Here is a 15,453-nt window from a genome sequence, read left to right on the forward strand (position 1 = left end):
TTGGGTGGACGGGTATCCGTTGTGGGAGGGGACAAGACGATGTTAGGGTTGCGACAGAGCGCAACCCTCCAGGGGGTGGATGGGCACGCTTACGATGAAAGGTAAACTTACTGGATATGGACAACCCGACACCATCACTCAACGAGAATCCCTGGCGCGACCCGGAACGGCAACATCCGGCGCATCACGCACCCATACCGCATCATAACCAATCCATCCTCATCTTCCTGACGGTATGCGCGGAGAAACGGAAACCGATTTTTGCCAATCCCGAGGCGATGAAAGCCGTGATTGCGGCTTGGTGTGAGGCCGAGGCCTGGATGGTTGGCAGGTATGTGTTCATGCCTGATCATATCCATTTGTTTTGCGCGCCGCATGACCCGACGGTTCCGGTGACAAAATGGGTCAAGTATTGGAAAAGCATGGCCTCCCGTCATTGGCCCCGGCCTGTGGAGCAACCGATCTGGCAGCCTGATTGTTGGGATACCCAATTGCGACGCGGCGAGAGTTACACCGCCAAATGGCATTACGTGCGGATGAATCCGGTGCGTAAGGGATTGGTGAAAACCCCGGATGATTGGGCGTACGGCGGAGAAATGAACGTGTTGGAGTGGCATGAGTAGAACGAAGACCATATTAGGGTTGCGACGGAGCGCAACCCTCCGGGGTTTGGGTTTTGGAGGGCGAGGTTTCATCATCGCCCTGATATCTTTGGGCGGATGCGCATTCGTTGTGGGAGGGGACAAGACAATGTCAGGGTTGCGACGGAGCGCAACCCTCCAGGTCGTTAACCATGAATCGGTCCCCGGACGCCCTTTGAATGTTAAGAGAAAGGAATCAACAGGGTCACGACAAAGCGTGACCCTCCAGGAATTTTAACTCAAAGTATTTATGCAAACATTGAATCACCCTTTACCAAAACGACTGGCGACGAACGCCCTTGGCCCTTGGTCATCGTTTTTTGCCGCACTGGCGATGCTGATGCTATCCGCACCGTACCCATCCCAGGCTCAGGTCACCAACGGTATTGTGGCCTGGTATCCGTTTGATGGAAATGCGAATGATGCCAGCGGGAACGGACTGCATGCAGTCACGAATGGGGTATCCCCCTCGACGAACAGATATGGGCGTGCTAATGCGGCTTATGCTTTTGACGGAAGCACCAGCTACATAACAATCAGTGATCCTGATCGCAAATTGAACTTCAGCGGAAATTCCCAGAACTATAGTATCGCGTTATGGATCCTTCTAAACACCGTATCGGGAAACGATCAAACATTGATTATTGACCGTGGAACAACCGCGAACGATAAAACTTCATATAGCATTAATTATTTACCATCTATCGAAAGGTTTCAAGCCCAGATGTGGAACGGGACGATCCCGGCAGCGGTAACAAACTCGAGCAAACCGCTGGTGGGGATCTGGTATCACCTGGCCATGACGGTATCAAACAGTACCATCAGGTTGTTTGTAAACGGAGTCGACGAGACTAAAGCACGCTACAATAGCGGGGTAGCTCCTGATGGAACAACCCTCAACGACGAAGGTATCCGGAGTATTGGAAGATTTTGCGGTACATCATATGGCCAATATGTGAATGGAATCCTGGACGAGGTACGAATTTATAATCGCGCTTTGACACAAACTGAATGCCAATTGCTTCTTCACGACTCACCCGCAATTTTATCCAAAACAGCGGATCAAAATTTGTTTGAAGGGACCAATGTGGTTCTTTCAGTAGTGGCACTAGGAGAACAACCGTTTCGATATCAGTGGAAACTTGCAGGGACCAATATCGTAGGCGCAACTAATGTCTGGTTAACATTGAGCAATGTGATTCCTGCAGATGCTGGTGAATACTCGGTGGTCGTCACTGATACTAATGAGTTAAGTACGACTGCTACGATTCAGGTTTTCATATTGTGGCTGAGCATACAAAATCTACCCGACAACGACCACGACGGTATCCCAGACTATTGGGAAAGACGCTTTGGGTTAAATCCCAACGACCCAACCGATGCCAATAATAAACCTGCGGGCGATGCGCTCAGCTACCGCTTCAAATACCTTTATCACCTTAATCCACTGACCCCCGACAATGATGGTGACGGTCTGAGTGATTACGATGAGATTTTTGTTTATGGCACCAACCCGTTATTGACAGACACCGATGGCGACGGCATTCCGGATGGTTGGGAAGTTCAGTATGGATTGAACCCCCGTTTTAATGATGCCAGCCTGGATTTGGATCAGGATGGGCTGACGAACTTGGAAGAGTATCAATGGACTTTGACTCATCCCAGCCAGCCCTCGTATCCGAACCAAATCTGCTCGGGCACCAATGGCCTGTCCGACTACGAACTGGTAAAAGGGGGCGTCCGGCGGACGGCTTATCGCTACGACAAAATAGACCGTTTGGTGGGGGCGGATTACCATAACGGATTGGCGATCGCTTACCAGTACGATGGCAATGGCAATATCCGCCGGCAACTGATGACCACGCAGGCGGTTAACGGAGTATCCGCTTCTTTGCTCGTGCAAAACAAGCTGACCAATGGCGCATCGGGCCAGGGGCTTTATGAGGATGCAGATGGAGATGGTTTTAGCAACTACCAGGAAATTTTATGCCGCAGCAACCCATTAAATGCCATGAGTACCCCCAAAACCATGGGAATTGTTGGAAGTTTGATTGCCACTCAATCATTTGGTTTTTATCCCTCCAACTTCATTATGGCGGTGGGCGACTTGGATGGGATTACCGGTGACGAAATTATCGTGGGTGCGAGAGGAGATGCCGGGCCCGTAAGCAATGTTTGCTTGGTTCGATATATTGGAAGCACCTTAATTGCGACCAACCTAGAAGTTGGACCGTATCAGATAAATTCCGTCGCTTACGGCCGGTTATCGGTTTCTAACAACTGGGCATTTTACCTGGGGTTAAGCGCCACAGGTGGGGTTGATTCCATTATGGAAATCAGTGCTGTAAATGGCGCTTTCATGAAGAAATTGATTCCAATCGGGTTGACTAATCAGGAAGTTTACGTGATTGGCGCTGCGACAAATTATGGCCTGGCCATTTATTTGCCGGATACCAACCTGTATGCGGGCAAGGTTTACCCTTTTTGTTTACAAGGGTCCAATTTTGTTGTCCAGTCCAGTTGGTCTTACCAAGATTGCTTGGAGACGCCGTCGCTTCTTCAGCCAGCCGCATTTCCGAACCTGAAATACTTCCATGCCTCAACCAATGGGGCGTTGGGATTTAGTGGCGATTCCGGGCAAAACGCTCTTTTGGCCTACTATCCATTCGATGCTTCGCCTGAAGATAAAAGTGGCAACAGCCGAAATGCCGCGCTTGTCGCCAGTCCGGCGTTTGCAGCGGGTAAATATGGCCAGGCAATTTCACTCGACGGCAACAGTCAGTATATTAAGTGCCCAATAACCAATATACCAGCCAGTCTGACGGTCTCAATGTGGGTCAACCTCACCCGCCAGCCGAGTGGGAATTTCGAGTTTTTTGGGGCCTATGAAACCAACCATGGCGCAATTACCCTGCAATACAGAAATGTCGGTGGGCCGAGCGTGTTGCGGTCGGATATTTTTTCGGGAACGGATGTCATTGATGAGATTGCATACACGCTTACCAATGGAACGTGGTATCATGTCGCGATGACGCTCGATGATTACACCAGAACTGTGCGTATTTTTGTTAATGGAGCCATGATTCGGGAGGCCAACAATAGGCCCCGTCCGTCCGGATCGACGGCCATTATCAATGAGACACACATCGGCGCTTCATACAACGGGGCATATTGCGTTCCAGGCTTAATTGATGACGTTAAAATCTACGGTACAGCCCTTAGCCCTGAGCAAGTGAACGCAATTTATCGTCAGACATTCTTTGCTTCCAACAATACCAATAGGTTGACGAACCCAGTTTACGGCTTGCCAATGCGCGGACAAAAGTTGACATCTGGTCTCATGCGCGGCAGTTTAAATCCCAGTGCTATGAGGTATTTGGCCATTGACAGTAGCCTGTCTGGTCAGCTTGATGATGGCGACTCGTTGGTCTTGCAGGAGTTTGAATTTGGGAGTACCAATCAGGTTCTCCGTACTTTGCAAACTAATTTTATAGTTAAAGCCACATTGGCCCAAAGTATTGGATTGACCGTGTCGCAACTACCTGGGCAGACGAATGGCACGCTATTTTCCGCCGAACCTGATGGACGGCTATTTTCATGGAATGCCGAGGGAACTAACGCGTTAAAGCGCGAGCTGTTCTCTATTGCCAACGAAGGCAGCCGCTGGGAAATATTAAGCGGATGGAAAACGATCGAAAACCAAGTTTCCCTGCTCGGATTGCGATCCTCTACTAACATGCCCGGAGGATTTGAATTAGTAAGCTGGCCGCTTAACCAGGCGAACCAGGGCAACATCTCAGATATCATGGTTGCTCCGATCACCCGGATTTTGGATGCCCCCAATGCCGGTGGGGCGGTGGCATCTTTGCAGGTGCGGATATGGGATGCCGATGGCAGCCCGGATTTTCTGGACGTGCAATACCAGCCGATGGGAGCCAGTAACTGGTTTGCCGCAACATTGGTCAGCGTCAACGGCCTTGCGCCTGCAGCCGTGGCCACCCATCCCAATGGAGTTCTGCACCAAGTGGTGTGGAATGCCGCCAAAGACCTGGGTGTTGGCAGCAGCAACGCTGTCTGGCTCCGGGTGCGAGGCCGGGACAATTTGGCGGCGGGTGGTTGGTCGGTGGTTACACCCTATGCCGTGGTCATCCCGCATGGAGCCCCCATTGCGGTAAATGATACGGTCAGCACATTGGAAGATGTTCCGGTTACTATTTTCGCCCTGACGAATGATGTGGCGGGCAGCAATGGGATAGTGCTTTTAGCCGATTTCTCCCAGCCGGCCCATGGTCTGGTCGCCACGAATAGCAATCAATCCTTCAACTACTTGCCTCTGACTAATTACTTCGGGAATGACAGCTTTACCTATACCATCACCGACGGACTGGGCAATACCAGCATGGCGGCTGTCGCGATCACCGTGCAGCCGGTGAATGATCCGCCTTTCATTTCCGCGATCTCGAACCTTTTCGTGCCGGTCGGAGCCAATCTCGATTTGGTATCTTTTACCATCGGGGACGTGGATAACGATGTTTCTACTCTGACGATTATGGTTAATTCAGACAACCAGGGATTGATCCCCAATGATGGGATAGTTTCGGGCGGAACCGGAGCCAATCGCAATCTGCGGCTAACCCAAGTGCCCAACCAAACCGGCACGGCCACCATCACGGTCTCGGTCAGCGACGGGCAAACGAATGCAGCCGCCAGCTTCACGGTGAATATTTTCGTGCCCAACACGCCGCCGACCATCGCACTGGTCGCGCCCACCAACGGCTCCTTGATCGCCGGGCCGACTAATCTGGTTGTTTCGGCCAATGCCACGGATGCCGACGGCAATGTCAGCCAAGTCCAGTTTTACGCCATCAACCTGCTGCTGGGCACATCCAACTTCCTGGGTTCCGTCTCGCAACCCTCGACGAATAACCCGCAACTCTATTCAGCCACCTGGACGAACGCGCCGGAGGGGCAATACCGGCTGGGAGCCTGGGCTACGGATAATCTGGGGGCTACCATGAATGCCGTGGAGGTCGGGATGGCGGTGCTGTACCTGCCGCAAATTGTGTTACAGCCGCAGGGGATGACCACGAACGTGGGCGGCTCGGCCGGCTTCTCGGTCCTGGCCGCCAGCACGTCGCCGCTTGCGTATCAGTGGCAGTTCAACGGGGCGAATATCATTGGGAGCACAAACGCGGTGCTGAACCTCGGCAACGTGGATACCAATCGCAACGGGAATTATCGCGTGCTGGTGCAGAACGCGGCGGGGACGGTGGCCAGTTCCAACGCGCCGCTGGTGGTGCTCAATACCGTGATTGACAACACCGTCTATCATTCGGCGGATACGAACCGCGATTGGATGATCAACGGCAGCGAGGTGAACCGGGTGCTGTCCTATTGGCGCAGCAGCGGGTATCACGTGGATACCAATGGCCTGGATGGCTACGCCGCAGGTCCGGGCGATACCAACGGCGTGCCGCACAAGGCGGATTACAATCGCAATTGGGTGATTAGCGGCACCGAAGTGAACCGTGTACTGGGTTACTGGCGTATCGGCGGGTATCACGTGGACACCAATGGATTGGATGGTTACGCCCCTGGAGCCGCTTCGCAATCCAAGGGAGGGACAACCAATTCCGGCGCCAAACCGGCCATGGCGACGGTGATCTTCAAGCAAGCTGGTCCGGAGATTTACCCGGCTAAACAAAGTATGCAGATCACCAATACGCTCAATTTCCAAGGGCAGTTGCTGGCATTGTTGTGGCGTCCGATTCTGCCATCCGGTTGGCAGCTTGTTTCAGTTTCCGCAGATGGCAAACCGGAACTGATGCGGGGAGAGGTGGTTTGGACGGGTATAATTCCTCCAAGTCCAATCGCGCTGGTTTATACGGTGTCCGTGCCGGCTGGGGAAATCGGGGTCCGATCGGTGCTGGCAGAAATCGAGTATCAGTATGGGGGCGAAGCCAATCCGTTTGCCCAACGACCGGACCAACTTGATCTGGCCCACCTTAAGCTTAAGGAGATGTTGCTGAATCGCAATGGCCGGTTTGAATTCAACATTGCGGGGCAATCCGGTACCAAATACGAGGTGGAAACGTCGCCCGACCTGGTGCAGTGGCAGCCGGTCAGCACGGTGACGAATGTGAATGGCAGCCTCCGGTTTGTGGATGAACCCGCAGTTACCAATCAAAATCGGTATTATCGGTTGAATGTGAAGTGAAATGATGGAGGGCGATGCTTCGTCATCGCCCACGAATATTTTGGATAACACATGGATATTGAGGAAACCAATAGGTCAGGGTCACGACGGAGCGTGACCCTCCAGGAGAGGCGTTGGGGTGAATGGCGATGCTTGGTCGTCGCTTACGACGAGTGATGAAGAATGATCTAAAAAAAGAAGTTGGGTTGCGACGAAGCGTGACTTCGTCAACGCGCATGAACATTTTTGGATAACGCATGGATATTGAGGAAATCAATATGTCAGGGTCACGACGGAGCGTGACCCTCCAGATCGTCAATCCTGGAGGGCGAGGCTTCGTCAACGCCCTGATTCTATTTGTTGGCCTCATTATCTGTCTTGTATTTCCTGTCGTTAACTGTGCCGCGCAACCGGTGGCCATTCAGCGATCTGCCTCGGTTTATACGCCAGGCAGCCTCTTGACTGTGACCAATACGCTCAGTTATACCGGGAGCCTGGTTTCGTTGCTCTGGCGCCCCCAATTGCCAGCCGCATGGAGTAATTTGGCCGTCACGGTTGTTGGTGATGGTTCGCCGGAATATCGGCTGGGAGAAATCCTTTTTACCGGCAATCTACCGGCTGGAACGTTGATCTTCTCCTATAGTTTCATTGTGCCAACGAATGCGGCCGGGATTCAGACATTGCGTGCGGATTACGAATATCAGTTGGCCGGAATGATTAATCCGGCAACTCGCAGCGTGTCTCCTGAGCCACTGGTTTATTTGCCCGGAAACTCCGATCAAACCGTGTATGCAGTGCAACAGGCACCCACGACCTATTTGCCGGGAGACACGCTGTTTGTGACTAATACGGTAGTATTCAATGGCGCACTGGCTTCGTTGTTGATCCGGCCAACCATTCCGCCCTTATGGAATTTGATATCCGTTACCGGCGATGGGCATCCAGAATGGATGGGAGGAGAAATTGTGTTCACCGGGCTGCTGCCCACCAACGCAGTAAAGGTCATCTATGGTGTCACTGCGCCAACGAATGCCAGCGGGTCTCAATCGTTCTATTCTGAGGTGGAATACCAATTGAACGGCATGATCAACCCGGCGCTGACGTATGGTGTTCCGGACCCGTTGGTATTGAGTTTGAAAACCAATGTTTCGACTCTGGCGGCGCAACAAACGGCTGATTCCAGTTACATCCCCGTAGGAATCTTGCAGGTCACCAACCAATTCACCTATTCAGGATCGCTGATTTCAGTGCTGCTGCGGCCGCTATTACCATCGGGATGGATCATCACCAATGTGTCCGGTGACGCGAACCCCGAGTTCAGTTCAGGGGAAATCGTGTTCACCGGGACACTGCACAGTAACCGTTTTCAGGTACTCTATTCAGTAGCCATCCCAACAAACGCCACCGGACCACTGACATTGCGGGCTGAATTGGAATATCAATTCAACGAGATGGTCAATCCAGTGCTCATGATGGTGACTCCAGATCCATTGGTGATCCCGTACACCGCCCCCGGGCCAACGGTTCGTGCGCGACAAAGCGCCCCATCTTTTTATCAAACAAATGTTTCTTATCGGATCACCAATGTTTTTGAACATTCAGATCCACTTTCATCCCTGCTCTGGCGGCCATCGCTGCCTTCCGGTTGGACCTTTGTCAGCGTGACCGGGAGTGGGAACCCGGAATGGTTCTACGGTGAAGTGGTTTTTACCGGCTCTTTAAGCACCAATCCTTTGGTCTGGGTTTGCGAACTGCAACCGCCGACTAGTGCCACGAACTATTATACTTTTCGCGGCGAGGTGGAATATCAGGTAACGGGCATGGTCAACCCAGCCAGTGTTTACGCCTCGCCTGATGCATTACTGCTGCGCCCGGTACCAGCCAAGCCGCGACTGACCAATACGGTGTTTTCCAGTGTCAGCCAGAGCATGAATTTTACTCTCGCTGGAGAAACCGGGTTGGTGTACCAAGTTTGGATGTCCACCAACCTCGCACAGTGGCAGCCATATTTGTTGCTGACCAATACCACGGGGACGGTACAGCATGAAGAACCCATTCTGCGCACCATTTCTGGACGGTTCTTCAAAACATCGGTGCAATGAGCTCGGAAATACAACATGGCAAAAAGATTTAGAAAGAAAACTTTTGCAGAAAAATAGAAAAACCGGACATGGCGGAAAAATTGGAACCAAATTCTTTTGCAAAAAAATGAACCGGCAGAAAGATGGGGGCCGAACATGGCAAAAACAACATGCACAAAGACAGATGGGACAGCAGGGGCCCAAGTTTCCGGAAACTTTTTATGCGTATTATTGTGTCAGCGCGGTTATAGTGTCATCCGCTGATGACTGGGATTGCTGAGCAAAATCGCCTGCGGTTGCGGGAAGTGGCCGGGTTGTTCCTTAAACTCGGCACGCTTTCTTTTGGCGGACCCGCCGCCCATACCGCGCTCATGGAAGACGAGGTGGTCCGTCGCCGCCAGTGGATGACGCGCGAGGAGTTTTTAGACCTGGTGGGGATGACCAATCTTATCCCGGGCCCCAATTCCACCGAGTTGGCGATTATCATCGGACGCCGTCGCGCGGGCTGGCCCGGGCTGTTGGTGGCGGGGGCCGGTTTTATTCTGCCGGCGGTCTTCATCGTCACTTTTTTCGCCTGGATGTATGTGCGGTTTGGCGCGTTGCCGCAGGTCCATGCGCTGTTGCTGGGGGTGAAGCCGGTCATCCTGGCGGTGGTGATCCAGGCCCTGTGGCGGCTCGGCAATACCGCGATTAAAAACTGTGCCCTCGGTCTCCTGGCCGCTGCCGCAGCGGCCCTGGGTTTTCTGGGGGTACACGAGTTGGTGATTCTGTTTGGCATCGGGTTGTTGGCAGTCAGCTATTTCTCTCTGAAGCAGCGATGGAAGGCGGGGCAAACCCTGATGTGGAGCGGATTGGCGGCACTGCCCATGGCCGGGGCGGGCCTGCCCGCGACCGCTTTGGCCGTCGCCGCGCCGTTTACGCTAGGCGCGATGTTTCTGTTTTTTCTGAAAGTGGGCGCGGTGCTCTACGGCAGCGGGTATGTTTTGCTGGCCTTTCTTCAGGCGGACCTGGTGGAACGTTGGCATTGGCTGACGGAAAGCCAGTTGTTGGATGCGGTGGCGGTGGGGCAATTCACGCCTGGTCCGCTGTTCACCACGGCCACGTTTATCGGGTATGTGCTCGGGGGCTTGCCGGGGGCCACGCTGGCCACGCTGGGGATTTTTTTGCCGGCCTTTCTATTTGTGGCCATCAGTGAGCCTTTCCTGCCGCGTCTGCGCAAGAACCCGAGCGCGGGCGCGTTCCTGGATGGTTTGAACGTGGCTTCGCTGGCATTGATGCTGGTGGTAACGGTGCAATTGACGGCCTCAACCGTGGTGGATTGGCCGAGCCTGGTGCTGGCGTTACTGGCCGGCTGGCTGTTGTTACGTTATAAAGTAAATTCAGTATGGCTGGTTTTGAGCGGGGCTTTGGCGGGTGAATTGCGCTGGCTGATGGGATTTTAACCAACGTTATCAATAACGTTAATGATAACGATTAGTGAAAATGCCCCAATTCCCGCAGGGAGACGTAGTCGCGATCCCTTTCCGGGGAAACGAGACCCATAATCACATGGTCCAGCACATCAATCCGCAGCACCTGGCCGGCACGTATCAGGTCACGGGTTACCCGCACGTCCGCGTCGGAGGGTGAGGGGTCACCGCTGGGATGGTTATGCGCCAGGATAATGGCCGAGGCATTGGCGGCGATCGCCGCGCGGAAAACCTCCCGGGGATGCACCAGCAGCGTGTTTAAGGTCCCCTGCGTGAGGCGCTCGTAACGAATCAAATGGCGCCGGGTGTTGAGCAGGATCACGAAAAAAGTTTCCACCGGTTCATTGCGCATTTCTTCCCGCAGCAAATCGGCCACGACGTTGGGGGTGTCGGCGAGTTGTTCGGCTGGTCGTTCTCCCATCAGATTGCGCGCCAAGGTGAAGGCCGCCAGCAGGGTAATGGCCTTGTCACGTCCGATGCCTTTGATCTTGCACAGTTCATCCACACTGGCGCGTGAAAGTTGGTTGAGCGTCTGGTAACGACGCAGAATTTCCGCGGCGATCTGCAGCGCCGAAACGCCTTTGGTGCCGGTGCGCAACAGAATAGCCAGCAGATCCTCATTCTTCAGGTTCTTGGCGCCCACTTTGAGCAACCGTTCCCGCGGCCGATCCTGCGGCGCCATGTCCTGTATCATTAAACCTTCGCTCATGGAATTGAAATGCATATAGCAAAGCAGCCGTGGCAAGGGAAGCCTCTTTCGCATTTTTTTGGCAAAAATTCAGGACTAGCCAAACGCCGCGCAAATGTTTACATTGACTCGCATGGAACTGTTTAAAGAGATTTTACAGTCCGCCGTGAAGGCGGGCGCGTCTGATATTCACGTCAAAGTGGATTGCCCGGTGATATTGCGCATCAGTCGGCACTTGGTGGCAGTCGAGTGCGCCTATCCCACGGTGGAATGGATGAGTAAAGTGCTCACTCACATGGTGCCGGACCATGCCAAAAAGAAATTTGAAGACGATCGCGAAATAGACTTTTCGTATTACCTGCCGGGGATTGGCCGTTTCCGCACCAATGTCTTCCAGCAACGCGGTTCGTACGCCATCGCCATGCGCTATGTGAAGACCAAGGTGCCCACGTTTCAGGAGCTTGGCTTGCCGGAGCAACTCAAAATGATTGCCGAGGCGCCGCGCGGCATTGTGCTGCTGGCCGGCACCACCGGTTCAGGCAAATCCACCACCCTGGCCGCGATGATTGAACACGTGAACGAAAACTTCCGCAAACATATCGTCACCCTCGAAGACCCCATTGAATACGTCTTTGAAGACAACCAGTCGGTGATCGAACAACGCGAGGTCGGTTTGGACACCAAAACATTTTCCGCCGGTTTGAAGCACATGCTGCGCCAGGACCCGGACATCATCATGGTCGGGGAAATGCGCGACGCCACCAGCTTTGCCGCCGCCATTAGTGCTGCGGACACCGGGCACTTGGTCCTCTCCACCATTCACACCACCAACTCCGCCCAGTCGGTGGGTCGTATTCTGGACTTTTTCGTTCCGGATGAGCGCGACCAGATTCGCCGGCAATTAGGCGCGACACTAAAAGCGGTGATCTGCCAGCGCATGGTGGGGACAGTGACCGGTGGCATGACCCCGGCGGTCGAAATTCTGATCAACACGCCGACCATCCGCAAGCTGATCGAAGACAACCGCTTGGAAACCCTCGGCGCCGCCATTGAAACCGGCGCGGATGACGGCATGCAGAACTTCAACCAATCCCTCTTGAAGCTGGTGCAGGAAGGCAAAGTGACCGAGAAGGAAGCACTGGCCAAAGCCACCAACCCGCAGGCGCTGGAGATGAACTTCCGCGGCATCTTCCTCAGCCAGGGCAACCGCATTCTGGGTTGAAGTATTTCGTTTGAACTTACGCGCTTAAGCCATACTTTTCACGCATGTTTGATTCATTATCCAGCAAGCTGCAAAACGCGTTCAAGAATCTGCGCGGCCTCGGGAAAATCTCCGAGGCGAACGTGGGCGATTCCCTGCGCGAGGTGCGCATGGCGTTGCTGGAGGCCGACGTCAACTTCAAGGTGGCGCGCGATTTCATCGAACGGGTGAAGACCAAGGCGCTGGGCCAGGAAGTCATCCAGAGCATCCAGCCCGGCCAGCAGATCATCAAAATCATTCATGACGAATTGGTGGACCTGTTGGGCTCGGCCAATACGGGTCTGAACTTTGGCGGCAACCCCACCTGCTTCATGATGGTGGGCTTGCATGGTTCCGGCAAAACCACCTCCAGCGGCAAGCTGGCGCGTCTGCTCAACAAACAGGGCCGGCAGGTGATGCTCGTGGGCACGGACGTGTACCGCCCCGCCGCCATGGACCAGCTCGAAACGCTGGCCAAACAATTAAACCTGCCCGTCTTCATAAAAAAGGGGGAGACGGATGTCTTGAAGATTGCGGCGGAGGCGCTGAAACAGGCGGAGGCGGATCACCGCAACACCCTGATTTTTGACACCGCTGGACGCCTGCATATAGATCAGCCGCTGGTGCAGGAACTCGTGCGCCTGCGCGATTTCATCAAGCCCACGGAAATTCTGCTGGTGCTGGATGCCGCCACTGGCCAGGAAGCCGTGAATGTGGCCAGCCACTTTGATCAGGCGCTGAATATCACCGGTGCCATCCTGACCAAGCTGGACGGCGATGCCCGCGGCGGTGCCGCGCTCAGCCTCAAGGCGGTGACCGGCAAGCCCATCAAATACGCTGGTGTGGGTGAAAAACTCGAGGAGTTCGAACCGTTCCATCCCGAGCGCATGGCGTCCCGCATTCTCGGCATGGGCGACGTCGTCAGCCTCGTTGAACGCGCGGCGGAGGCAGTGGATGCCGAAGACGCCAAGCGGCTTGAGGAGAAAATGCGCAAAGGGCAATTCTCGCTGGAGGATTTCCTGGATCAACTGCGCCAAATGAAGAAGCTTGGCTCGCTGGAAAGCATCGTGCAGATGCTGCCGGGTGGCGGGGATATCGTCAAAAACAACGACCTTTCAAAATCCGAGCGTGAATTCCGGCGCATGGAGGGCATGATTTGCTCCATGACCCTAACCGAACGGCGCAACCCGACGCTGCTCAACGCCAACCGGCGCAAGCGCATCGCCAAAGGCAGCGGCGTCACCGTGACCGAGCTGAACCAGATGCTCAACAAATTCTGGCAGATGCAGGAGATGATGAAAAAGTTTGGCAAATTCCAGCGCATGATGGCCAAGCGCGGCGGACCTCCCGGCATGCCGGGGCGCTGAACCCTGATTTTAGGCTGAAAGCCAGAAGTTAGAAGAAGACAGGAGGAACGGGATGGACCAGCAGGGATAAGTCATCAGTGAACAGTAATCAGTAAAGCGGTTTGGCCTCTAAAAGTTTTCGGCGGTTCAAGGTCAGTAGGACAAATACGGTCCTACCATCAAAAAAGTTTAAAAAATATTTTGAGGGGAAAAAGGCTGGTAAAATGGGGATGGAACCTTTCAGAAAGATGCAACCGGCAGAAAAATGAAGACCAAGGAATTGGAAGTTTGGAGTCAGAAGTCCGAGTCATTATTCTAGCCTGAACCGTTTTTTGCCCCCTTTTCGATCCACGCAGCTAATGCCATGGCAAATGGCCCCTGGAAACTGGCCACTTGATTGGCTCAATCATGGCGACGGGGAAGCGGATTCAACGTTTAATGGCAAGTAAATAATAATACTATGTATGGTTTGACACCTTTTTCTTTTTTCCCGCTCACCTGCGCGCCGCGATGCAAAAGGTTGGGGTTCAGGCGGAATAGGCTTATTACCTAAGCAGTTGATGGAATCTAGATTGGTATATAAAATGCTTATTATTTGATGTGTTGGTACTGGGGTTTTGTTAAAACGCCGAGATTTGAGACGGTTAATAAAAGCCTCTTCGACTGCAACACGTTGGATAATAAAGAGATGAGTGCTGGGTATTCATTGGGGATGGTTCGTGATAGGTCGTTAACCAAGACACGACACGACTGACGGTATTTTTTGTGATACTTTTGGTGCTGGTCACGCAAAGACAGCATATCACGCGATGTTTTTGGTCTGGCAGTATCAGCCCGGTCTCCCCTTTTGCAAACTGGGGAACCATTACTCAGATCGTTATAATGGTTTCGCTGCTGTCTTTGACTGTGTGCCATCCGGATCGAACAGCCTGTCCTCTGCCGCAGAATAAAAGAATGTCCGTTCGGTTAAAAGCATTCACGAGGATTTTCTTTGGGGCACTGGGGTTATTTGGAAACCCGGAGATTCTGCCAGGAGGAAGTGGCCTCGCTCAGGTAAACTTCGGCACCCCGACCAACATTGCATGTCAAAGTTCACCGAAAGAATTATTCATCGCGGACTTTAATCGGGACGGTAAATTGGATGTTGGAAGCAAGGTCTCTTCGGGAGTAAATTTGCTCTTTGGATTTGGCAACGGGGCGTTAAGCGATATCGCTTTGAAACACACCAATACGGTTGGTGATGTCATGGCGATAGGAGATTTTAACAACGACGGGAACTTGGATTTCGTTTTAGTGGGTTTGTATTTTACCCACATCATACTAAACGATGGCAAAAGCGGCATGAACTTCTGGACCAACTTGAATGGGTACAGTGTGTATCCATCGGCTGTGGCAGTAGCAGATTTTAATGGCGATGGCAGGTTGGACATGGTTGTATCAACATCTGGCACTGCCAGCATGTGCGTATTGATTAATAAGGGCAATGGCACCTTCTGGGATCCTGTATATTACAACGGCAGAGGGAGTGATGACCATATCTCTTTACAGGCAGGTGACTTTGACCGTGACGGAAATTTGGATGTGGCAGTTATTAATGCCAATTCACATTCTGTAACCATCTGGCGCAACAACGGGAATGGAACCTTTACTTCAGCGAACACCTATGCCCTAGCTTTTGCGCCCTGCAGTATTGCTTGCGCCGATTTCAATTGTGACAAGAAGCTTGATTTGATTATTCGGGGAAACTCCAATGTTGTCGTACTGCTTGGGCGTGGAGATGCAACCTTCACTG

At 53.1% G+C, this 15,453-nt stretch carries 8 protein-coding genes; 7 read left to right on the plus strand and 1 reads right to left on the minus strand.

All coding sequences use genetic code 11. From position 1 onward, the window contains the following. The first annotated feature begins 116 nt into the window (after positions 1-116). The 4 genes from WCO56_24505 (at position 117) to chrA (ending at position 10,360) form a co-directional block, all read left to right on the plus strand. Entirely contained in the window at positions 117-623 is a 507-nt protein-coding gene (locus WCO56_24505; GenBank protein ID MEI7732756.1) for a transposase, read from the plus strand. A gap of 1,213 nt (positions 624-1,836) precedes the next feature. Next, entirely contained in the window at positions 1,837-6,858 is a 5,022-nt protein-coding gene (locus tag WCO56_24510) for a LamG-like jellyroll fold domain-containing protein (GenBank protein ID MEI7732757.1), read from the plus strand. Positions 6,859-7,115: 257 nt separating this feature from the next. Further along, positions 7,116-8,939 carry a hypothetical protein gene (locus tag WCO56_24515; protein MEI7732758.1) on the plus strand — a complete coding sequence of 608 codons (1,824 nt, stop codon included), beginning with the start codon at positions 7,116-7,118 and terminating at the stop codon, positions 8,937-8,939. A 242-nt stretch (positions 8,940-9,181) separates the two neighbouring features. Then, the gene (gene chrA, locus WCO56_24520) at positions 9,182-10,360 is read left to right on the plus strand and encodes a chromate efflux transporter (protein ID MEI7732759.1); all 1,179 of its coding nucleotides are present in this window, start codon (positions 9,182-9,184) and stop codon (positions 10,358-10,360) included. A gap of 31 nt (positions 10,361-10,391) precedes the next feature. Here chrA and radC read toward each other — a convergent pair whose 3' ends face one another. Then, positions 10,392-11,096, minus strand: a complete 705-nt coding sequence (gene radC, locus WCO56_24525; GenBank protein MEI7732760.1) for a DNA repair protein RadC — start codon at positions 11,094-11,096, stop codon at positions 10,392-10,394. Between the two features lie 94 nt (positions 11,097-11,190). On the opposite strand from radC, the gene WCO56_24530 reads away from it, so the two are divergent. The 3 genes from WCO56_24530 to WCO56_24540 form a co-directional block, all read left to right on the plus strand. Beyond that, complete coding sequence (locus WCO56_24530) at positions 11,191-12,297, plus strand: PilT/PilU family type 4a pilus ATPase (GenBank protein ID MEI7732761.1); 1,107 nt, start codon at positions 11,191-11,193, stop codon at positions 12,295-12,297. Between the two features lie 44 nt (positions 12,298-12,341). After that, a complete protein-coding gene (gene ffh, locus WCO56_24535; protein MEI7732762.1) occupies positions 12,342-13,682 on the plus strand; it encodes a signal recognition particle protein in 1,341 nt (446 codons plus the stop codon). A gap of 744 nt (positions 13,683-14,426) precedes the next feature. Then, positions 14,427-15,453 (plus strand): VCBS repeat-containing protein (locus WCO56_24540; protein ID MEI7732763.1); only part of this gene is annotated, 1,027 nt, incomplete at its 3' end.

It is taken from the genome of Verrucomicrobiota bacterium (assembly GCA_037139415.1).
Lineage (GTDB): Bacteria > Verrucomicrobiota > Verrucomicrobiia > Limisphaerales > Fontisphaeraceae > JBAXGN01.